Source organism: Thalassolituus sp. UBA2009 (assembly GCF_002335285.1).
GTDB lineage: Bacteria > Pseudomonadota > Gammaproteobacteria > Pseudomonadales > Oceanobacteraceae > Venatoribacter > Venatoribacter alkanivorans.
Map to the genome: position 1 here is coordinate 18216 of NZ_DDCJ01000077.1, position 21319 is coordinate 39534.

Sequence of the window (21319 nt, forward strand, 5' to 3'; positions counted from 1 at the left end):
CGCCATATTAAGTCGCCTATCCCACCTTAAGCTGTCTATACTTCGGCCATGATGATTAATAAAGATAAGATTCATTAACCATGCTGTTTCGCCTGTTACAGCGGGCCGGCCAGGACGACCTGCGCCGTTCAACGCTGATTAACTTCCCGCTGTTTCTGCTCAGTTTTGTCTTTCTGGCACTGGTGTTGGCCGGTAACGGCTATCGTCAGTGGCACCATGATCAGCAGGCATTCAGTAAAGAAGTGGCGCTGACGCTGGAAAACTACGTCCAGCAATCCGGCCTGCTGGCACAGGCCGGGCTGGCCGCAAACACCATGTTCAGCCATGGCTATGCCTCTTTGCTGGAACAGTCGGCCAGTGGCAACGAAGCGGCTGCCGTCCGGCTCTGGCAAGAGATGAAGCAATCCTTCTTCAACCTGACCGGCTTTGTGCTGTTTGATGATGATGGCCATTATCTGATGCATCAGGGCGCGCCGCTGCACGCCGATGAAACCCGCGACATCTATGCCAACATTCAGAGCCTGGGTGGCGAAAAAGGCATGTTTTCCCTGCGCTATGGTGGCAAAGGCGGCTATTACTTTTACACCCGTTTTCAGGCCCCCAGCGGCCATCACTATATGTTTGTCAGTCGCCGTTCCTACAGCAAGCTGTCGAGCATTATTTACAATGGCGAATTTCCCGGCTTCGAGATGTTGCTGCTGGATACCCGCGATAACTCCATTGGTATCCGTGAACACTACTACGCCGATTCATCCCATCAGCCCAGGCTGACTAAAACCGAAGAACAACAGATTCTGTACCGTACCAACATCCCCTTCACTCACTGGGATGTTATTGCCCTGCCGGTTGCTAAAGACGCCCGGGCCCAGTTATGGAGCCGCATTCATCCTCCTCTGGTGGTACTGGCAACTTTCTCGGTGCTGGCCGGCATACTGTGGATATTCCTGCGCCGTCAGGAGCGCCGTGCCGCCGAGCTGGAAATTATCCGCCGTCAGACCGAACAACGCGCCGACCGGGTGCTGATGTCAATCGATGATGCCCTGATCTCCACCGATGCTTTTGGCCTGATCAACTACGTTAACCCCAAAGGAGCTGCACTGCTGATTGAGAACGGCCAGCGCGACTTTATTGGCGAAAGCCTGGCCGATGTCTGGCCTGACAAACAGGCGCTCTGGAACCGTGGCCTGACCGCCGATGAACTGGAGCTGCTGCAGGATAACGGCCGTCAGCTGACCGTCCGCATTGGTGAAGAACAGCGCATTCTTGAGCAGGGATATAACCCGCTGTACGAAGGCCGGCGCATTACCGGCATCGTCTGGCTGCTGCGCGATATTACCGATGCCGTACATGCCACCAGCGCGCTGGAAGAAAGTCGTTCACGCTATAAAGCCCTGTTTGAAGAAGCCGGCGTTGCCCATTGTCTGCTGGATATCTCTCACTTTGATGGTCAGCTGGAAAGCGTCCGTCTGGTGAATATCAATGATGCTGCCGTGCGCATGACCAAAGCCCGCGACCGCCAGCAACTGCTGCAGGATTACAGCCACTTACTGGTACAGGGCAGTCGCGAACTGCGCTCTGCTCTGCAACGTGCGGTTGATCTGAAACTGAACACCACCGAGTTTGAATTACCGCTGCGCATCTTCAGCGGCGAGCAGCGTGATTTCTGGGTCAACCTCAGCCTGCGCTCCGGCACTCCGGGTCAGGCCCTGATGACCGTTCTGGATGTCACCGAACGCAAAAAAGCCAACGAAAAAACCCGTGAGCGTGAAGCCTTCTGGTCAAAGGTGATGGCCGCCATGCCGGATCTGGTTTACGTCGTTGAGCTGACTCCGGAACTCACTCATAAAGTCATTTACCACAACCGTACAATCGGTGAAGTGCTGGGTTATCCGCCCGATCTGCAACTTGAAGCTGACGACTGGATTCGCTATGCCGAACCGGAAGAAGAAAGCCAGCTGGCGATTGCTCTGAATAAAAACCGCACGCTGGAAATGGGCACCACGCGCGAAGCTACTGCCCGCTTCCGCCACTACGACGGCAGCCTGCGTATTCTCAAATTCCGTGATACCCCGTTCGCACTGGATAAAAACGGTAAAGTTGTACGCTATATCGGTACCGCCCGCGACGTAACCGGCGATATTGAGAAACAGGAACGCATTGTCGAATCCGAACGCCGCTACCGCCTGCTGGCAGAAAATATGAGCGACGTTATCTGGGCCACCGATATTGATCTGAATTTTAATTTCGTCAGCTCGTCGGTAGAACGTATTCTTGGTTATAAACCGGATGAATTATTGCGTGAAGGTGTCGGTGCTATTTTTAAACGCCGGGATATCCGTACCCTGTTCCGGGCCATGCACCACGAGATTCAACAGGCACTGCTTGATCCGGCCAATGCCCAATCGCGTAATGTGATGATCCGTAAAGACGCGGTCGCTACCAGTAAAAATGGTAAAGAGATTTTACTCGAACTGCAGGCCAGCCCGTTATGGAATGACAAAGGTGAACTGCAGGGCATGCTCGGCATCTCGCGCGATGTCGGCGAAGCACGCAAAATCGAGCGCGAATTACAGTTAGCGGGGGAAGTATTTGCCAACAGTAACGAAGCCATCTTAATTACCGACCGTACGCTGAACATTGCCAATATCAACCGCGCTTTCAGTTCCATTACCGGTTACAAAAATGAAGAAGTCATCGGCCGTACACCGGATTTTCTTATTTCACCGGAACGCCATGGCATCACCTTCTTTGAAGAAATCGGCGAAGCTCTGGTTACTGAAGGCTACTGGCAGGGCGAGATTTTTTATCAGCGTGCCAGCGGAGAAATACGCACCGGCTGGGCCGGCGTCAGTGCGATCCGCGACCACGACCATGAAGTTCAGAGTCTTATTATTATTATGTCTGACATCACCGAACGTAAGGTGATTGAAGAACGTATTCATAAACTGGCTTATTTCGATCCGTTAACCGGCCTGCCCAACCGCAGCCAGATGCACGAACGTCTGGACGTATTACTGAAAACCGCCGCACGCCATGATCAGTGTGTTGCACTGTTATTTATCGACCTCGACCGCTTTAAACCGATTAATGACTCTATGGGACACCCGGCCGGTGATCAGGTATTAAAACAGGTCGCTCAACGCCTGCGGAATTGCACCAAGAAGCAGGATCTGGTCTGCCGCATCGGTGGGGATGAATTTACGGTTGCCCTTGGCGAGCAGACGGATAACGAAAAAGCAGCAGATACCGCCGTTAAAGTGGCCGAGCGCATTCTGCATGCATTAAACCGTCCTTATATTCTTGGTCAGCGCGAAGTCTTTATCAGCGCCAGCATTGGTATTTCTATTTATCCGCATGATGGCGTCAGTGTTATTGAACTGCTGAAAAACTCTGATATGGCGATGTATCACGCCAAAGATCTGGGACGTGACAACGTGCAGTTCTTTAACGAAAAAATGAATCAGAAAGCGGTGGAGTTGCTGGAGCTGGAAAACGATCTGCGCCATGCCTTAAACCGCAACGAACTGGAGCTTTATTACCAGCCGCAATACCAGTCGGGCACAGGAACGGCCGTCGCTTCCGAAGCTTTATTACGCTGGAACCATCCGACCAAGGGACTTATATCCCCCGGATTATTTATTCCCATTATTGAAGATACCGGCCTGATTGTTCCTATCGGCCAGTGGGTGCTGGAACAGGCTTGTCAGCATTTCTCAGACTGGCAGAAAAACGGACTGGAACTGCAACGCATCGCCGTCAATGTATCCGCCCGTCAGTTTAAGCAGGATGATTTCCTGCAGATTGTAAAAGACGCTATTTTCAAGGCCGGTATACGCCCCGACCAGCTGGAACTGGAGCTGACCGAAAGTATCCTGATCGATGATATTGAACACACGCTGGAAGCACTCGATGGTTTACGCAAACTCGGTGTACGCACAGCTATCGATGATTTCGGCACCGGCTATTCTTCACTGAATTACCTGAAGCAGTTCCCGGTCGATACCCTGAAAATTGACCGCAGTTTTATTCAGAATTTACCCGACAACTCCGATGATGCTCAGATTACCCGCACTATTATTGCCATGGCGCACAACCTGGGTATGGGCATTATTGCCGAAGGGGTAGAAACCCGTGAGCAACTGGATTTTTTAATTTCTGCCCGCTGTGAAGAGGTTCAGGGTTTCCTGTTCAGTAAACCGCTTCCCCAACAACAATTCCTGCAACTACTGCAACCTTATGAAACCCAGAGCTAAAAGCGCACTTCTGGCTCTGGCCGCAGTGGCACCTGTTCATGCACTTGCACCGCCACAGGAAGCACAGCTGCAATACCGCGTGAGCCAGTATCAGGAAAACGATATGCCTGCTAACCGGGTGGCCAGCGGTTCCACAGAACGCTATCAGATTTCTGTGCAGCAACTGCAATGGCAAACCCCCGTCGCCGGCCAGTGGCTGCTGAATATGCAGGGCAGCTACGAAACGCTGAGCGGTGCCTCACCTCTGCAGACCTTTGAAAACAGCAGCGGTCAGAGCGAAGTGATCATGAGCGGCGCCTCCATCGACGAAAGCAGACAGGATGCACAACTGCAGCTGACCCGTTATTTCAGCAACAGCACGCTCGGTGGCGGGCTGTATTACTCCGGCGAAAATGACTATCAGGCGCTGGCCTGGAATCTGGCCGGCAGCCTTGAGCTCTGGTCAGGAATGACGACCCTAAATGCCGGTATCAGCCAGTCTGACGACCGCCTGAACCCCAGTGACAGCAGCCTCTCGGTCAACCGCCAACTGGCGGATGACCAGAGCCGAAAGCGTCAGGAAGGTTATCTGGGTATCAGCCAGATTCTGAATAAATACGAACTGCTGCAACTGACCCTGGGCTACAGTCAGAGCAGCGGCTATTTATCCGACCCATACCGCAATATCGATCTGCGCCCGGATAACCGCGATGCCCAGACCCTGAGCCTGATGTACCGGTTTTTTATGAAGCCCTGGGATGGTGCGGCTCACTGGAATTACCGCTTTTATCACGACAGCTGGGGCGTGGATTCCCACACGCTGGAGCTGCGCTGGTATCAGAACCTCGGACGCTATTGGCGCGCCTCGCTGGGCAGCCGCCTTTACCGCCAGCAGGCCGCTGACTTCTACTCTCTGGCCAGTACCGCCAGTGGCAATGCGCAAAGTAATGATGCGCGTTTATCCGCTTACGGCGCCATAACCCTTGAACTGGGTGTAGACCTGCTCTGGTCTCAGGCACTGCAGTTCAGCATCAGCGGACAGAATTACCGCAGCCGTGAATCCTGGGGACCGGATGGCAGCAAAGCGCCTGAAGCACCGGCATTGGTGAATTATCAGCTACTCAGCGCCGGTATTCTTTACCGTTACTAGGGCCTGGCCTGCTACATCTGTCACGGAACAAATAAACGCCAGACATTACTGGCTGTCAGCCGTTGTCTATACTGCTCTCCAGCGCCTGCAAACACGCAGAGGTCTGCTCTATGAACAGCCAGATCAACGACCTTCTTTACCGCCTGCTGGATGAAACACCCAACGCTTTTGGTGTCTTCGACAGCAACAATCAACTGCTCTACTGCAACGCCAATATGGCTAATGTGTTCGGTCTCAGCCGTCAGCAGGCCACGGGGCTGACGCACCGGGAGCTGATGCGTAATGCCTACAACAACGGCCTTGGCGTGCGTATAGACAGTGAAGACTTCGAACAGTGGGTCAGCGATGTGGAAAGCCGCCAGCGTCTGGACCCGGTTCGCACTTTTGAATCCGACCTGTTCAATGGTGAGTGGCTGAAAATTACCCAGGTCACCATCGATGATCATCTGGTCCTTATCGGCACCAATATCACCGAGCTGAAAGATACCGAAGCGCGCCTGCGCACCGCACTGGAAGAACTCAACGACGTCGCCAATACCGATGTGCTGACCAGCGTCGCCAACCGTCGCCACTTTTTTGCCCGCGCCGGAGAAGAACTGGCGCGCGCCCAGCGCTATCAGCATCCGCTGTGCCTGATGCTGCTCGATATTGACTACTTCAAACAGGTAAACGACCAGTTTGGCCATCATGCCGGCGATCAGGTGCTGCAGTTTTTTGCCCGTTTCTATGAAAGCGGCCTGCGTAAAATCGACTTTTTTGCCCGGCTGGGCGGTGAGGAGTTTGTAGTTCTGCTGCCGGAAACCCGCCTGCCCGACGCCATGAATCTGGGAAACCGCCTGCGCGAACAGCTGACCCTGCAAAGCATTTACACCATGCCGGAAGAGCAGCAGCTGCGCATCACAGTCTCGGCCGGTATCAGTCAGTTTGAAGGTAGCGGTGATTCGGTTCAGACCTTACTGAGCCGCGCCGACGAAGCCTTATACCGCGCCAAAGCCCACGGTCGTAACTGCTGCGAGGCAGCCGCCCCCTGGCCAGCTGTCGGTTAAACCTGCCATCGTCAGAGCAGACCAAACAGATTGACCGACTCCGCATTCAGCGGAAAACGCTGGCTCAGCTCGTGCCCGGCAATTCCCGCCAGCTCGCGCATTGCCTGCTGTATATGCTTGGGCTGCAGCAAAATGCCGTTGCTGTCCGGAGCCAGTGTTTGGGCATTAACGGTCTGAGCTTCATGCGTGGCAGTGGTTAAGCCGACACTGCGGTTTGCCCAGCTGGCATTCTTACTCATAAAAATCGTGCTGCCGATTGGCCAGTGGTCTTTACCATTGCCGTCGTTATAGCCCGGTGTACGGGCAAAGTCAGAGCTGATCATCACCACCAGCTTATCGTCGATACCCAGCCGCCCGGCTTCCGCCCAGAGGTATTCCACACCATTCTGCAGACGCATCAGTGCCGCCGCATGATCAGCATCGTGATTAGCGTGAGTATCAAAACCCCAGGCCACCAGATCGGTGCTGACACATAACCCCGACTGATACGCCGCCAGTGCAATCTGCGCCTGGCGTAACAAGGGGTTCCAGTAACCATCAGCATCGGTGTAATCGACCAGGGTCTGGGGCACGTACTGCGCCAACAATTCCAGCAATTGCTGGCCATCTTTGGCCGCCGCAAACTGATTCAGCGCTGCCTGCATTCGCGACGCCATATGCGGCTGTGCGGCCTGCAACCGCGCCAGACGTTCCGCACGGTGGCGGTTGATAATGTCGCGTGTGCTCTGACGATGAAAATACTTTGCCGCATCCCAACCGCTGCCGCCGTCGAGAAACTGATCCTGATACACCAGCTTATTAAGCGCACCGGGGTCCTGCATCAGGGTGTAATTGATGACTCCTGCCGTCTGGTTGTAACCGCCATTACTGAGATATGCCAGCGGCAGTCCGGCGCCATACACCGCCGCTGCCAGCGCCGCAAACGACGGATAACCTTCCGCCAGCCGGCCACTCCAGTTGTAACGCTGGCCGGCCTGATGCGCGTTGGTCTGGGCATCAATACCGTTGACCACCAGCATGTGGGGATGCAGGTTGCTGAAGAAGCGCTGATTGTGGGCAAAGGGCGCGTAGGTAACAGAGCTGCCGCTGATGGTTTGCACGCCCTGAGTACTGGCCCAGTGATTGATCGCCGGATTGGCTTTCGGATCGCAGAAACTGGTCACATCCCAGCCGCCGCCAGCCTCGATACTGACAAAAAACGGGCCGCTGTAAGGCGTGAAATTACCCTCTGCCGCACGCGCGCGCAGTGACACCGGAAGACCGGCAGCCAGACCGGAAGCAACCAGCAACTGCAGGAAACGGCGGCGATTCATCCCATTATTCATAAAGCATCCTGAAATCACTGAGCAGATACGTCAGCACAGCCATCCAGCTGCGCAGGGTGTGGTTCGGGTCCTGTTTCAGGGCCGCATCGTTGTCCCAGTCGAGCAGACAGAACTCGTCCTGCTGATCATCGCTGGTGTCGTTGTGGTAAAGCCAGTCGCTGGGCGCATTGGCCACCCGCTCACTCCAGACTTCGTTAAACAGGTTGTAGGTACTGTTCTGCTCCACCGCCAGATCGGTCAGCGGATCGCCCCAGATCACCTCAATCAGCCGGTTAACCTGCGCCTGTACCTGTGCCGGAGCGTTGGCCGGGGTATCGGTCATCTCCACCAGCGTAAACAGTGTGCGCTGTGCTTTAGGTAATTCAAATTCGGCCACCACCCGCTGGCACACCATTTCCTGCGACATACGACCGGCCACGGCATACATCAGGGTGTTCAGGCTTTGCCCGCGCTGCACCACGGTATCGCTGTCGATACCGCCATACAGGCCATAATAATCCCGCGCCAGCAGGTCATAGTTTTCATCCCAGGTGTGATGCCAGAGGCCACCACTCACCGCCTGAATCTTACGGCTCAGCTGCTCGGCGCTGAGCAGCTGACCGGCGCCCATATCGCCGTAATACGCCGTTGCCGGTGCGTGCGAGGCGCGGAACACCGGGCTCATTGCCATATCGGCCAGCAGATCTTTCAGCTGATAGCCACCACTGCGGAAAGCAGCGGCCAGCTCACCAAGCATACGCTGCTGTTCGCTGTAACGGGCCAGCTTGTCGGCGTAATCGACGTCGCTCGGTTCGGTTGGTTGTGGCAACAACTCACGCCCAAAGACCGCCGGCCACCAGAAGGCGACCGTACCTGAAGCAAAGCGCTCATCGGCCACCATCTGCTGCGCCAGCCACTGCAGGCTGTTGTCATTATTGGCAGCCGGCAATATCTGCCCGGCAAAGCCCGGTGCGCGCATATCGCGGTACCAGAGATCACCCTGCTGATAGAGACTGCCGGCTTTGTAGGTGTCCGGCAGTGAGTCATCACCATCCCAGGCATCACGGTAATGGCCGTTGTCGCCATAGTTCTGAAAAGCGCCGGCCACCGGGTCCATCATTTCGTGGCAGACAGCGCAGGATGGATTATTCAGCGTCGGGTTGTTGGTATCGGCCAGATCAGCCGGGTCCATAGAGCGCAGCGCCAGCCCTTCGATATCCACATTCAGGAAAAAGTAATACGCCCAGCGCGCCCGCGCGCGGTTGCGGTTGGTATCGGTTGAGGGATAACGCGCCAGAAACATCTGTGAGCTGAGCAGACCGGCCTGGGGCAATGGCCCACCGGCATAGCCATCGATAATCTGTGCCGGGCGCCAGTCGTCCGGATCATTGGCATCCGGGAAACTGATACCGGTGTGATACACGTCGTTGGAAAACGGGTTCACCATCAGATAGGTGGCGGTCAGCACTTCGCTGTAGGGGCGGTCGTGGGTGACGACATAATTAATCAGCTGTAGCGGTGCGGTGGCCACGGCCCTGTTGGTATTGGCCCAGGCAAAACCAAAGGCTTCATTGGCGGCCTGACGCTGTTCATCAGTGGTGGCATCGTTGATCGCCTGCTGCAGCGGTGCCAGACGGGATTCGATATAGGTGAAGCGTCCGCCTTCATACAGCAGATCCAGCCCCGGCGTGCGGTTGTTGGCGAATTTATTGGTGAGTAAGCGGTCATTCGCGCTTTCCATCAGGAAATTACTGAAGTGCTCACCGCTCATTAAGTAGCGGATCGCATTGCGCAGGCTGACTTCGGTACCATCAGCAATCGAAGCCTGCTCTGCGGCTGTTGGCAGGCGTCCGGCAAACAGCAGTGCCGCCTTACGCAGCGTAGCGTTGTTATCCAGCAAGACGGCCTCGTCCCAGAACGCCGACAGACTGACACTGCCATCGCTGCCATCACCGTCACTGCAGCTGGCAACCGGGCCGGCAAGCCAGCCCTGCAGCGCCTGATGAGCCGCAGAACCCGCAGCAAACACCCGCCCGCCACCGTGCACGACCTGCGCCAGCGGCTTGGCTTCTATATTGGCCAGACCAGACTCAGAGGCGATGTAAGTATTTACTGCGCTGAGATTATCAGCCAGATAAGAGCTCACGGAGGCGGGCTTCAGCACCAGTCCGGACTCAGCCGCAATGCCACCAGTCTGGTGGCACTGCATACAGGATGGCGCCAGTACGGGCGCCCATAATTCAGCATTGAAACGTTCCAGCTCCGCCGCACAGGCCGCAGCCCCATTACCATCTGTCGGAGTTTTATCCGGGGTATTGTTCTGTGGATTGCTGTCGCTGACCAGTTCGCCGGCGTATTCATTACCGGGACCGGAGCAGGCGCTCAGCAGCCAACAAAGCAGAATCAGGGGGAAACCAGCACGCATCAGAGATGTACCATGATCAGTGAAGCCTTGAGTATGGAACAGCCGCGAAGCTTTTCCGTTAAACGATGTAATAAGTTGTTGTAACCGCGTTGTTAGGGCGTTTTTCTGACCATATGGTCACATTTTTCCTTACTCAGATGAGCGCAGTTCACGCCGATAATGACACCTTCTCAAGTGCCAGACGGCGCAGTTTGCGCTAGAATGCCGCCCTTCTGATTTTAACCCCCTTTTCTACCACCCTGTGTGAGGAAGCTCTGATGTTTAGCCGTGATATGAACATAGCGGATTTTGACCCGGAACTGTGGTCAGCGATGAAAGCCGAAGATGCCCGTCAGGAGCATCACATTGAGCTGATCGCCTCCGAAAACTACACCAGCCCACGGGTAATGGAAGCTCAGGGCTCCCAGCTGACCAACAAATACGCCGAAGGTTATCCGGGCAAGCGTTACTACGGTGGTTGTGAGCACGTTGACGTGATCGAACAACTGGCCATCGACCGCGCCAAAGAACTGTTCGGTGCAGGCTACGCCAACGTGCAGCCACACTCAGGTTCTCAGGCGAACGCGGCGGTTTACTTCGCTCTGTGTCAGCCTGGCGATACCATTCTGGGTATGAGCCTGGCACACGGTGGTCACCTGACTCACGGTGCGTCTGTATCTTTCTCTGGCCGCGTTTATAACGCTGTTCAGTACGGTCTGAACCCGGAAACCGGCGAAATCGATTACGCCGAAGTTGAGCGTCTGGCACGTGAACACAAGCCAAAAATGATCGTCGCTGGCTTCTCTGCTTACAGCCGCGTGGTTGACTGGGCGCGTTTCCGCACCATCGCCGACGAAGTGGGCGCTTACCTGTTCGTTGATATGGCCCACGTTGCCGGCCTGATCGCCGCTGGCGTTTACCCGTCTCCGGTTGGCATTGCCGACGTGGTAACCACCACCACTCACAAAACCCTGCGCGGTCCGCGTGGTGGCCTGATTCTGGCCAACGAAGACGAAGAGCTGAACAAGAAGCTGAACTTCGCGGTATTCCCTGAATCCCAGGGCGGCCCGCTGATGCACGTTATCGCGGCCAAAGCGGTGTGCTTCAAAGAAGCGATGTCTGACGAGTACAAAGCTTATCAGGCGCAGGTAGTTAAGAACGCTCAGGCCATGGCCAAAACCTTTATCGAACGCGGTATCAACGTGGTATCCGGTGGCACCGATGACCACCTGTTCCTGGTTGACCTGATCGGTAAAGAGTACACAGGTAAAGACGCTGACGCCGCTCTGGGTCGCGCCAACATCACTGTGAACAAAAACTCAGTACCGAACGACCCACGCTCTCCGTTCGTAACCTCTGGTCTGCGTATCGGTTCTCCGGCCATCACCAGCCGCGGTTTCAAAGAAGCTCAGGCAACGGAACTGGCTGGCTGGATCTGTGATGTACTGAACGGTCTGGAAAACGGCAACTCCGACGCCGTTGAAGCCGAAGTAAAAGCCAAGGTTGTTGCCCTGTGCGAACAGTTCCCGGTTTACAAATAAGCCCCGACTGATACTTCCGCTGTAAACAAACCGCCCGGTGCCTGCACCCGGCGGTTTTTTTTATTCTGCTGTTATGCCTCTTCTGCCCTGAGTAAGGGGTGCCATATGTGACTTTTATAAAACAAAACCGCTCTTTACCGACAACAGAAACGGCACGGGCAACAGCCTGACCTAAGCTTAAAGTACGAATTCAGATTACGAGACATCTATGCCATGCCACTACCGGCTCTGATCCCCTGCCTGTTGCTGCTGTTGCTCTGTGGTCATCCGGCGCAGGCCCGTCCGTTAACCCTGGCGATGCCGCACTTCCCTCCCTATACCTACATCAATGCTGAGGGCCAGGCTGACGGCATAGCGCTTGCCCGCCTGCAACAGCTGCTGACCCGCGCCGGAGTGGAGTTTCGCATTGTGCCCGTTCCCAATTACGGTCGTGCGCTGGCGGAGCTGGAGGCTGGTGATGTCGACGGTTTTTTTCTCGCCTCACCAAACAATAAGCGCAGCGAACACGCACACTTTTTCGGACCATTGATGCTCAACCGCTGGAGCTGGTTTTACTTTGCCGGCAAAAAGCCCGGACTGTGCCAAAGCCCGACAGCGACCATCATTAATACCAACACCCAGTATTGGCTGGAACAGCAGGGATGCGGTCCGCTGCATACCGTGCATCAGGCCGCTGATCTGATCAGCCTGCTTACTGACGGGCGCGTCAGTGCCGCCTTTGTGGCGCGCCGGGTGATGCTGGAAGAAATCCGCCGTCAGGGGCTGCCGGTCACGCTGTTTACGGAGCAGCCCGAATTGGTACAGCCTTTCGGTCTGTATATCGCCTATACCCTGTTGCAGGAGCAACCGGCACTGGCCCGGCAAATCAATGATGCCCTGCTGCAGTTACCTCCGCTGGATACCGATTAAGCACATAACACTGTCATCTGTCTGTCACAGCTTTGTCATAGGGTGCTACATAAGCAGGCAGCACCTTGCTGTATCCGTTATCCACAGAGAGATGCCATATCATGAGCAAGCACTGGACTCCGGTAACCGAACGGCACCTGGCCGCCATGCTTCGTCATGCCGAGCAACAGATGGACCCCGCCCTGCACCAGATCTGGCAACTGATCCGGCTGCCATTACCGGAACTCTGGCAACAGCATCCCTGGGGCGATGAAGGCTGTGGTTTCTGGGTGGTAGCGGTGTTTGGCAAAACCTGTGTCTATTTCAACGACATCAGTCAGGGCTTTAACTCCAGTATTTTTATGAGCTGGGGCCATATCGAAGACTACCAGACCCATACCGACGCTCTGGACGTCCATCTGGAACGCCTGTTTCAGAGCCATCCCGACCTGACCTCCGCCGCTAACTGATAAAACAGGATGCGGGGCGTTTGTGCCGTATCTCGGTCAAAACCGTCATTGGCTGATTTGAACCCGGGAACAATCCAGACAGCTGTACCAGAAGATGGTGTAAATAACGCTGAAAAGAGCCGTTCTGCGCCTTTCATCCACAGCCCGGACAACTCAGGGTGATTTTCTGCCAGAACAGTCAAATATCCTGTCTGACCCGCACCAGCCCCCCCTGTTAAATATTGACCGATTGCTACCTTCAACCCTCCGACCCGCAGGCGTTTAATACGCTGACATTGATCAGGGCCTGCCGACAGGCCCGAACATCCGAACAACAATAAAAGTATCAAAGGAATCAGTTATGACTCATGCAAGCACTGCCGATGCTGGCACTGTCCGTCAGACTGCCGGAGCCAAGGCTAACATCCCGCCACGTCGTATGGACTTCGAATTCGCAGATGACACCAAACGCTACTGGTACAAAGACAGCCCGTTTCTGACCACCTTCTGGTCTACGCTGTCGACCCTGTTTCCGGAAGGTGAAACCTTCTTCGTTGACTCTGTGCGCAACTACCGCAAAGACATCACCGACCCGCTGCTGAAAGCCCAGGTATCCGGCTTTATCGGTCAGGAAGCAATGCACAGCAAAGAACACAAAGCCTTTAACGATCTGGCCGAAAAACACGGTTTCCCGGCCAACAATCTCGACCGCGACCTCGGTATTCTGCTGCGCTTTGCGCGTAAAACCCTGCCAAAGAAAATCCAGCTGGCCATTACCGTGGCGCTGGAGCACTACACCGCGATTCTGGCTGAACAGCTGCTGCGTGACCCATCGCATCAGGCCAACATTCAGGACCCGGAAGCACTGAAGCTGTGGATGTGGCACGCGCTGGAAGAAAACGAACACAAAATTGTGGCCTACGATGTGTACAACCTGGTCGGTGGTGGCTACTTCACCCGCGTACTGACCATGCTGATTGTTACCTTCTTCTTCTTTACCGTGGTGGGCATCGGCCATATCCGCATGCTCTGGGCCGACCGCAAGCTGTTTGATGTCTGGAACAACCTGAAGGGTTTCTGGTATCTGTGGAGCCCGAAAGGCCTGTTCCCGAAACTGCTGCCGCAGTATCTGGACTTCTTTAAGCCAGGCTTCCACCCGAACGACCACGATACCGTGCAGCTGTTGGACGACTGGCGCGAGAAACTGCTGGGTAAAGACGGCATGCTCGCCGATCAGATCAAAAACCCGCAGCGCGCTTAAGCCCTGCCTTAAGCGTTGCATACAGACAGCCGCCGTTAACCCGGCGGCTGTCTGTATATCCGGAAAGCGCCCGGCCTCTGGCGCCGCCAGCGCAAATCCTTTAGAATCCGCCCTCTTTAAGCTCACCTGAGTCGCTCTTTACCAGTTATGTATTGCCCGTTCTGTACTCACCCGGAAACCAAAGTTATTGATTCACGCCTGGTTGCCGATGGTGAGCAAATCCGACGCCGACGGGAATGCATCAGCTGTGGTGAACGCTTTACCACCTTCGAAAGTGCCGAACTGGTGATGCCACGCATCATCAAACAGGACGGTACACGCGAACCCTTCAACGAAGACAAACTCCGTTCCGGTATTCACCGCGCGCTGGAAAAGCGCCCGGTCAGTGTCGAAGACGTTGAAGCCGCCATCGTCCGTATCAAACAAAAACTGCGCGCCACCGGCGAACGCGAAGTCCCCAGCCGTATTCTGGGTGAATGCGTGATGGCCGAACTGCGTCAGCTCGATCAGGTGGCCTATGTACGCTTTGCCTCGGTATACCGCAGCTTCCAGGATCTGGATGAATTCCGTGCCGAAATCGAGCGCATCTCCTCACCGTTAAGCCCTCTCGCTGACAGTAAGGAAGAAGAAGCATGAACCACGAATTTTATATGGCCCGTGCTCTGCAGCTGGCCGAACTCGGGCGTTACTCCACCAGCCCGAATCCGCGCGTCGGCTGCGTGATTGTGAATAACGGCGAAATCGTCGGTGAAGGCTGGCATCAGAAAGCCGGCGAGCCCCATGCCGAAGTGCATGCCCTGCGCATGGCCGGCGATAACGCCCGCGGTGCCACCGCCTACGTCACCCTCGAACCCTGCAGCCACCATGGCCGCACCCCACCCTGCGCCGAAGGCCTGATTAAGGCCGGTGTGGCACGGGTAGTCGGCGCCTGTTCTGACCCTAACCCGCTGGTTGCCGGACGTGGCTACAACCTGCTGCGCGATGCCGGTATCGAGGTGATTACTCCCTGCCTTGAAGCTCAGGCCATCGACCTGAACAAAGGTTTTATGCAGCGTATGCGCAGCGGTATGCCCTGGGTTCGCGCCAAATTAGCGCAAAGCCTGGATGGCCGTACCGCCATGGCCAGTGGTGAAAGCCAGTGGATCACAGGCGCTGCAGCCCGTGCCGATGTCCAGCGCCTGCGCGCGCAAAGCTGCGCGGTAATTACCGGCGCAGGTTCAGTATTAACCGATAACCCATCGATGACCGTACGCCCGGCTGAGACCGGCATCGAACAGGAACAACGTCTGTGGCGCCAGCCATTACGGGTGATCATTGACGGACAGCAACGGCTGAGCGGCAACGAACAGATATTCTCCCTGCCCGGCGATATCCTGCTGGCGGTTGCCGATGCGGCGCGCTGCAAAGTAAGCCGCGCTGAGTCGCTGGGCACACTCAGCATCTGGCAGGCACCGCTGACCATGGCGAATAAAGTCGATCTGCCGGCGCTGCTGGCGGAACTGGGCGAGCGTGGCTGCAACGAAGTACTGCTGGAAAGCGGCGCCCAGCTGGCGGGGGCCTTTGCCGCCGCCGGACTGATCAACGAGCTGGTGCTCTACTGTGCACCGACTATCCTCGGGAGTGAGGCGCGACCGCTGCTATCCTTAGGGCTTGAGCGTATGGAGCAGCAGCTGCGCTGGCGCTGGCAGGATGTACGCATGGTCGGTGGCGATTTAAAACTGGTGCTGACACCAGACGCATAACAGAGCCCTGCCGCGAGCCGGCAGCGCATTAAGAGAGTGACGGAAAGTCCATGTTTACCGGAATTATTGAAGCCATCGGCACCGTAGCCGCGGTTAAAAACCAACAGGGCGACCTGACGCTGCAGATCAACAGCGGCACACTCGATCTGGCCGATGTAAAACTCGGCGACAGCATTGCCACCAACGGCGTCTGTCTGACCGTGGTTGGTCTGCCCGGTAATGGCTTTATTGCCGATGTGTCACGCGAATCACTGGCGCACACCCACATTGAGCGCTGGAGCGCGGGCACCAAAGTAAATCTGGAAAAAGCCATGCTGCCGACCACGCGCATGGGTGGCCATCTGGTTACCGGCCATGTTGACGGCGTCGGCATCGTGAAAAAACGCAGCGCCGATGCACGCTCGATCCGCTTTACCATTGAAGCACCGGCGGCATTGCGTAAATACATCGCTGCCAAAGGCTCGGTTACGGTTGATGGCGTCAGCCTCACCGCCAATGCATTAAGCGCCGACGGCTTTGAACTGAATATCGTGCCGCACACCGCCCAGCAGACCACGTTAATCGGTCTGCAACCGGGCAGTGAGGTACACCTGGAAGTCGATATTATTGCGCGTTATCTGGAGCAGTTACTGCGCCCGGACAACAGCGCCGAACAGGCACCGGACACTGGCATCAGCCAGGCGTTTCTGGCGCAAAACGGATTCTGGAAATAACAGGCTGAACACATGGCACTGAATAAAATCGAAGACATTATCGCCGATATCCGCCAGGGCAAAATGGTCATCCTGATGGATGATGAAGACCGCGAAAACGAAGGCGACATTATTGTTGCCGCCGAAAAAGTAACGCCGGAAATCATCAACTTTATGGCCAGCGAAGCGCGCGGTTTAATCTGCCTGACCTTAACCGGTGAGCGTTGTGATTACCTCGGCCTGCCGGCCATGGTAACCGGTAACGGTGCAAAATTTTCCACGCCTTTTACCGTCTCTATTGAAGCGGCCGAAGGTGTGACCACCGGTATTTCCGCGGCTGACCGTGCGCACACTATCCGTGTCGCCGTTGACTCCTACACCAAGCCGGAAGATATCGTGCAGCCTGGCCATATATTCCCGCTGCGCGCCCGTCCCGGCGGTGTATTAAGCCGTGCCGGTCATACCGAAGCCGGTTGCGATCTGGCGCGTCTGGCGGGCCTGATTCCGGCCGCTGCCATCGTCGAAGTGATGAATGCCGACGGCACCATGGCCCGCCGTCCGGATCTGGAAGTGTTTGCCGCCAAACATAACCTGAAAATCGGCACCATCGCCGATCTGATTCACTACCGCATCGCCAACGAAAAAACCGTGGAAGTGATCAGCCGCGACAGCGTGCACACCGAATTCGGTGAATTCACCCTGCACACCTTCCGCGACACGATTCAGAACGAAACGCACCTGGCACTGACCATGGGCGATATCCGCGCTGACGAACCCACCCTGATCCGCGTGCAGACCAACAATATGCTGCGCGACGTACTGGGTCTGCGCAAACCGGAATCCGACAGCTGGTCATCGACCCAGGCACTGAGCCGTATTGCCGAAGAAGGCAAAGGTGCACTGGTGCTGTTGTCCGCCGGTCAGAGCGAATGCGTGAGCGACAGTCTGGATGATTTCTTCGGCCGTGCGCGTCCGCTGCGCAGCCCGAATAAAGACAGCTCCGGCGCCTTTTTAACCATTGGTACCGGCTCACAGATTCTGCGTGAACTGGGCGTGCAGAAAATGCGCCTGCTCAGCTCCGAAATGAAATACAGCGGCATTTCCGGCTTCGATCTGGAAATTGTCGAGTACATCCCTTTTAACGAATGAATGGATAAAGACCATGAAACACATTAATACCATTGAGGGGAACCTGACCCCGAACGACGGCAAATACGCCATCGTAGTTGGCCGCTGGAATGCCTTTGTTGTTGAAAGCCTGCTGGAAGGTGCGGTGGATTCGCTGCTGCGTCACGGCGTGGACGAAGAAAACATCACCATCATCCGTGCGCCGGGTGCTTTCGAGATTCCACTGGTTGTGCAGAAAACCGCAGCGACCGATAAATTCGACGCCATCATCGCACTGGGTGCGGTTATCCGTGGCGGTACACCGCATTTCGAATACGTGGCCGGTGAATGTGTGAAAGGTCTGAGCTCTGTCTCTCTGGAATTCGGTATTCCGGTTTCCTTCGGTGTACTGACCGTCGATACCATCGAACAGGCGATCGAACGTTCCGGTACCAAAGCCGGTAACAAGGGCGAAGAAGCAGCCATGTCTGCCTTCGAAATGGTTGCCCTGCTGAAAGCCATGGAGGCCTGATTTTCATGTCCCGCACTTCCGGCAATCAGAAAGCCAGCCCGGCAGCCCGTCGCAAGGCTCGCCATTACGCTGTTCAGGCTCTGTACCAGTGGCAACTGGCAGGCGCGGATCTGTCTCAGATTGAGGCTGAATTCCGCACCGATAACGACATGAGCAAGGTGGATCTGGAATATTTCCACGACATTCTGCACGGAGTGCCCCGCGAGAAAACCCTGCTTGACGAAAAAGTAGCACCGCTGCTCGACCGCCGCATGGACGAAATGACACCGGTCGAACTGGCGATTGTGCGCCTTGGTGCTTTCGAAATGCTGCGCCGCATCGACGTGCCTTATAAAGTCGTGATTAACGAAGCGATTGAGCTGGCCAAAACCTTCGGTGCTACCGACGGTCATAAGTTTATCAACGGTGTTCTGGATAAACTGGCCCAGCGTGAACGCAGCGTTGAAATCCGCGGACCACGCGCTGCCCGCGACTGATCGTTAAACGGAGGCTGCCATGAGCAAAGCAACTGGCTCCGGTGAATTCGCTCTTATCCGCGAATTTTTTGCCTCCGGTTTTCCGCGCAATAAACACACCCGTCTGGGCGTGGGTGACGATGCCTCCATCGTTATGCCGCCCGCCGGTTGTGACCTGCTGCAAAGCATCGACACCCAGGTGGCCGATGTGCATTTTCCGGCGACTGCTCCTGCCCATTTAATTGCCCAGCGCGCGCTGCGTTGTGCCGCCTCCGATCTGGCCGCCATGGGTGCTGAGCCGCAGGGCTTTCATCTGGCGCTCACCTTACCCAATGCAGAGCATAAATGGCTGGCTGATTTTGCCAGCGGTTTGCGCGAGGCTGCCCACGTACTGGATCTCGATTTACTCGGTGGCGACACCACCTCCGGCCCCTGTCTTGTTATCAGCATTCAGGTTCAGGGCTGGGTACCGGCAGGCTCCGCACTTACACGCGCAGGAGCACAGGCGGGCGATGATGTCTGGGTGTCCGATACCATTGGCCGTGGTGCACTGGCGTTGCCACAAGTGCTGGAAAATCCGGCGCAATTCAGTGGCCTGGCACGGCATTATTATTTTCCGCAGGTGCAGACGCCGCTGGGTATGAAACTGCGTGACCTGGCCAGCAGCTGCATGGATATTTCCGACGGTTTATTACAGGACGCCGGGCATATTGCCCGCGCCTCCGGCGTCACCCTGGAATTAGATGCCGCTGCCATTCCAACCATTGCCGAACGCACTGACAGCCGCTGGCTGCAATGCATTACCGGTGGCGATGATTACCAGTTGTTATTCACCATACCGGCGGCGCGGCGTAAAGAAGCGGAAGCGTTACGTGATGAATTTTCCGGTATTGCCCGTATAGGTAAAGTCATTACCCATAACGGAGAGGATGTACTGCTGCAGGAAAATGATCATATATTAACGCTGCCGGAGCACGCCGGTTTTCAACATTTCTGATCCTGATAAGCACGAAAGGGAATTTTTATGGGTTATGAACGCGTAATGGGACTTCACGTTACTGACGACGTGGGCTATCAGCAATACCGCGATGCCATGCTGCCGATCCTGACGGCCTACGGCGGTTCTTTTGGTTACGATTTCCGTATCGCTGAAGTGCTGAAAACGAAAACAGCCGATAATATCAACCGGGTTTTTACCATTGAATTTCCCGACCAGAAAACTATGGAAGCTTTTTTTGCTGATCCCGAGTATCTGGCAATAAAAAGTCGCCATCTTGACCACTCAGTCGCCAGCCGGACCATAATCGCAATGTATAACAATGCGACCGAACTGTAATTTCAGAGTTTTGCTACATAATAAAAAGCCCGGAAAACTCCGGGCTTTTTATTATGAACGAACCATTACTGATCCGGACGTTTCTGCCGTTTACGCTCATTAAGAATGCGCTTATGCAGCTTACTCGTTTCCCGCTCACCGGCACGGCGTTGTGCCAGAGTCGCACTGTTCAGCTGCTGCTCACGCTGCAGTTTTTCATAATGGCGTAAACGCCGTTCATCCAGCATGCCATTGTGCAGCGCCTGGCGCACCGCACAACCGGGTTCATTACTGTGTCCACAATCGGCAAAACGGCATTGTCCGGCCAGTTCTTCGATATCGGCGAAGGTCTGTGCCAGACCATCGGCGCAATCAGCCAGCTGCAGCTCACGCATGCCCGGTGTATCCAGAATCATCGCGCCACCCGCAATACTCAGTAATGAACGCCGGGTCGTGGTATGGCGGCCCTTACTGTCGTCCTCGCGGATAGCCGCAGTAGCCTGTATCTCCTGCCCCAATAACTGATTACTGAGGGTCGATTTACCGGCACCGGATGAACCCAGTAAGGCAACGGTTTTACCATAACCACACCAGGGCATTAATTGCTGAATACTGTCCTGCGCAAACGCACTGACACTGACCACCGCCAGCAGAGGGTCAAGCTTTTGTACCTGCTGACGATAGTCTTCTGCCTGCTCACACAGGTCTGCCTTGCTGAGCACCACCACGGCTTCCGCACCACTTTCGTGGACAATGCTGAGGTAACGTTCAATACGGTTCAGATTAAAATCATCATTTAATGAGCAGACGATAAACGCCGTATCCACATTAGCGGCAATTAACTGCATTCCGGCTTTAATGCCTGCTGCACGGCGCTGAAAACAACTGAGCCGTTCAAGCCGGCGGATAATCTGTGGTTGCTCACTGTTATCCAGCAGCAACCAGTCACCGACACACACAGCGCCATGCTGACTGAACGCCGCGGGTGTAAAAGGCAGACGAACAATGCCCTGCCCGCCACTGACTTCCAGCAATGTTTTATGTTGCTCCAGCACCCGCACCGGATGGCCATGCTGCCATTCTTCGAGGCTGAGTTGTTGTTGAAAAAATGCCTGCCAGCCAAGACCGGCAAGAGAAGGTTGAGATGTCATATGAACCCCTGACGCCAGGCGTCATCATGCTCTGCAGGTCTGCGCCGGAT

18 protein-coding genes are annotated in these 21319 nt (G+C 55.6%); 15 read left to right on the forward strand and 3 right to left on the reverse strand.

The window, feature by feature from the left end:
• Window positions 1-80: 80 nt before the first annotated feature.
• From B3P58_RS09535 to B3P58_RS09545, 3 genes are all read left to right on the forward strand, one after another.
• Window positions 81-4253, forward strand: coding sequence for a sensor domain-containing protein (locus B3P58_RS09535; RefSeq protein ID WP_286717182.1), 4173 nt, complete (start codon window positions 81-83; stop codon window positions 4251-4253).
• Window positions 4237-5382 (forward strand): DUF3570 domain-containing protein, encoded by a 1146-nt coding sequence (locus B3P58_RS09540; RefSeq protein WP_286717183.1) that lies wholly within the window; start codon window positions 4237-4239, stop codon window positions 5380-5382. Before B3P58_RS09535 ends, B3P58_RS09540 begins: the two co-directional genes overlap by 17 nt.
• Window positions 5383-5492: 110 nt before the next feature.
• Window positions 5493-6428 carry a sensor domain-containing diguanylate cyclase gene (locus B3P58_RS09545; protein WP_286717184.1) on the forward strand — a complete coding sequence of 312 codons (936 nt, stop codon included), beginning with the start codon at window positions 5493-5495 and terminating at the stop codon, window positions 6426-6428.
• 11 nt (window positions 6429-6439) lie between these two features.
• Here B3P58_RS09545 and B3P58_RS09550 read toward each other — a convergent pair whose 3' ends face one another.
• Window positions 6440-7753 (reverse strand): DUF1501 domain-containing protein, encoded by a 1314-nt coding sequence (locus B3P58_RS09550; protein ID WP_286717185.1) that lies wholly within the window; start codon window positions 7751-7753, stop codon window positions 6440-6442.
• Window positions 7746-10157 (reverse strand): DUF1588 domain-containing protein, encoded by a 2412-nt coding sequence (locus tag B3P58_RS09555; protein ID WP_286717186.1) that lies wholly within the window; start codon window positions 10155-10157, stop codon window positions 7746-7748. Before B3P58_RS09555 ends, B3P58_RS09550 begins: the two co-directional genes overlap by 8 nt.
• Before the next feature lie 257 nt (window positions 10158-10414).
• Here B3P58_RS09555 and glyA point away from each other — a divergent pair, with 257 nt between their 5' ends.
• The 12 genes from glyA (at window position 10415) to B3P58_RS09615 (ending at window position 20139) form a co-directional block, all read left to right on the forward strand.
• The gene (glyA, locus tag B3P58_RS09560) at window positions 10415-11677 is read left to right on the forward strand and encodes a serine hydroxymethyltransferase (RefSeq protein ID WP_145469903.1); all 1263 of its coding nucleotides are present in this window, start codon (window positions 10415-10417) and stop codon (window positions 11675-11677) included.
• A 213-nt stretch (window positions 11678-11890) separates the two neighbouring features.
• A complete protein-coding gene (locus B3P58_RS09565) occupies window positions 11891-12586 on the forward strand; it encodes a substrate-binding periplasmic protein (protein WP_145469904.1) in 696 nt (231 codons plus the stop codon).
• 101 nt (window positions 12587-12687) lie between these two features.
• Window positions 12688-13035 carry a hypothetical protein gene (locus B3P58_RS09570; protein WP_145469905.1) on the forward strand — a complete coding sequence of 116 codons (348 nt, stop codon included), beginning with the start codon at window positions 12688-12690 and terminating at the stop codon, window positions 13033-13035.
• A 340-nt stretch (window positions 13036-13375) separates the two neighbouring features.
• Window positions 13376-14275 carry a metal-dependent hydrolase gene (locus B3P58_RS09575; RefSeq protein ID WP_145469907.1) on the forward strand — a complete coding sequence of 300 codons (900 nt, stop codon included), beginning with the start codon at window positions 13376-13378 and terminating at the stop codon, window positions 14273-14275.
• 147 nt (window positions 14276-14422) lie between these two features.
• Window positions 14423-14911 carry a transcriptional regulator NrdR gene (nrdR, locus tag B3P58_RS09580; protein ID WP_145469908.1) on the forward strand — a complete coding sequence of 163 codons (489 nt, stop codon included), beginning with the start codon at window positions 14423-14425 and terminating at the stop codon, window positions 14909-14911.
• The gene (ribD, locus tag B3P58_RS09585) at window positions 14908-16017 is read left to right on the forward strand and encodes a bifunctional diaminohydroxyphosphoribosylaminopyrimidine deaminase/5-amino-6-(5-phosphoribosylamino)uracil reductase RibD (protein ID WP_286717188.1); all 1110 of its coding nucleotides are present in this window, start codon (window positions 14908-14910) and stop codon (window positions 16015-16017) included. The genes nrdR and ribD overlap by 4 nt, the downstream gene beginning before the upstream one ends.
• Before the next feature lie 50 nt (window positions 16018-16067).
• On the forward strand, window positions 16068-16730 hold the full coding sequence (locus B3P58_RS09590; RefSeq protein ID WP_286717190.1) for a riboflavin synthase: 663 nt from the start codon (window positions 16068-16070) through the stop codon (window positions 16728-16730).
• A gap of 12 nt (window positions 16731-16742) precedes the next feature.
• Window positions 16743-17858, forward strand: coding sequence for a bifunctional 3,4-dihydroxy-2-butanone-4-phosphate synthase/GTP cyclohydrolase II (gene ribBA, locus B3P58_RS09595; protein ID WP_145469911.1), 1116 nt, complete (start codon window positions 16743-16745; stop codon window positions 17856-17858).
• A 13-nt stretch (window positions 17859-17871) separates the two neighbouring features.
• Window positions 17872-18348, forward strand: a complete 477-nt coding sequence (ribE, locus tag B3P58_RS09600) for a 6,7-dimethyl-8-ribityllumazine synthase (RefSeq protein WP_145469912.1) — start codon at window positions 17872-17874, stop codon at window positions 18346-18348.
• 5 nt (window positions 18349-18353) lie between these two features.
• Window positions 18354-18824: a transcription antitermination factor NusB gene (gene nusB / locus B3P58_RS09605; protein ID WP_145469913.1), complete on the forward strand. Its 471-nt coding sequence runs from the start codon at window positions 18354-18356 to the stop codon at window positions 18822-18824.
• Between the two features lie 19 nt (window positions 18825-18843).
• Entirely contained in the window at window positions 18844-19800 is a 957-nt protein-coding gene (thiL, locus tag B3P58_RS09610; protein WP_286717192.1) for a thiamine-phosphate kinase, read from the forward strand.
• A gap of 27 nt (window positions 19801-19827) precedes the next feature.
• Window positions 19828-20139, forward strand: coding sequence for a DUF1330 domain-containing protein (locus tag B3P58_RS09615; RefSeq protein ID WP_225692087.1), 312 nt, complete (start codon window positions 19828-19830; stop codon window positions 20137-20139).
• A 65-nt stretch (window positions 20140-20204) separates the two neighbouring features.
• Here the strand turns inward: B3P58_RS09615 and rsgA are convergent, their stop codons facing one another.
• Window positions 20205-21269, reverse strand: a complete 1065-nt coding sequence (gene rsgA / locus B3P58_RS09620; protein WP_286717194.1) for a ribosome small subunit-dependent GTPase A — start codon at window positions 21267-21269, stop codon at window positions 20205-20207.
• Window positions 21270-21319 lie beyond the last annotated feature (50 nt).

Coding starts and splice junctions, on each gene's coding strand:
- B3P58_RS09545 (WP_286717184.1), top strand. CDS start 5,493: ATGAACAGCCAGATCAACGACCTTCTTTACCGCCTGCTGGATGAAACA.
- rsgA (WP_286717194.1), bottom strand. CDS start 21,269: ATGACATCTCAACCTTCTCTTGCCGGTCTTGGCTGGCAGGCATTTTTT.
- nrdR (WP_145469908.1), top strand. CDS start 14,423: ATGTATTGCCCGTTCTGTACTCACCCGGAAACCAAAGTTATTGATTCA.
- B3P58_RS09570 (WP_145469905.1), top strand. CDS start 12,688: ATGAGCAAGCACTGGACTCCGGTAACCGAACGGCACCTGGCCGCCATG.
- B3P58_RS09555 (WP_286717186.1), bottom strand. CDS start 10,157: ATGCGTGCTGGTTTCCCCCTGATTCTGCTTTGTTGGCTGCTGAGCGCC.
- B3P58_RS09615 (WP_225692087.1), top strand. CDS start 19,828: ATGGGTTATGAACGCGTAATGGGACTTCACGTTACTGACGACGTGGGC.
- thiL (WP_286717192.1), top strand. CDS start 18,844: ATGAGCAAAGCAACTGGCTCCGGTGAATTCGCTCTTATCCGCGAATTT.
- ribBA (WP_145469911.1), top strand. CDS start 16,743: ATGGCACTGAATAAAATCGAAGACATTATCGCCGATATCCGCCAGGGC.
- B3P58_RS09575 (WP_145469907.1), top strand. CDS start 13,376: ATGACTCATGCAAGCACTGCCGATGCTGGCACTGTCCGTCAGACTGCC.
- nusB (WP_145469913.1), top strand. CDS start 18,354: ATGTCCCGCACTTCCGGCAATCAGAAAGCCAGCCCGGCAGCCCGTCGC.
- glyA (WP_145469903.1), top strand. CDS start 10,415: ATGTTTAGCCGTGATATGAACATAGCGGATTTTGACCCGGAACTGTGG.
- ribD (WP_286717188.1), top strand. CDS start 14,908: ATGAACCACGAATTTTATATGGCCCGTGCTCTGCAGCTGGCCGAACTC.
- B3P58_RS09590 (WP_286717190.1), top strand. CDS start 16,068: ATGTTTACCGGAATTATTGAAGCCATCGGCACCGTAGCCGCGGTTAAA.
- B3P58_RS09540 (WP_286717183.1), top strand. CDS start 4,237: ATGAAACCCAGAGCTAAAAGCGCACTTCTGGCTCTGGCCGCAGTGGCA.
- ribE (WP_145469912.1), top strand. CDS start 17,872: ATGAAACACATTAATACCATTGAGGGGAACCTGACCCCGAACGACGGC.
- B3P58_RS09535 (WP_286717182.1), top strand. CDS start 81: ATGCTGTTTCGCCTGTTACAGCGGGCCGGCCAGGACGACCTGCGCCGT.
- B3P58_RS09550 (WP_286717185.1), bottom strand. CDS start 7,753: ATGAATAATGGGATGAATCGCCGCCGTTTCCTGCAGTTGCTGGTTGCT.
- B3P58_RS09565 (WP_145469904.1), top strand. CDS start 11,891: ATGCCACTACCGGCTCTGATCCCCTGCCTGTTGCTGCTGTTGCTCTGT.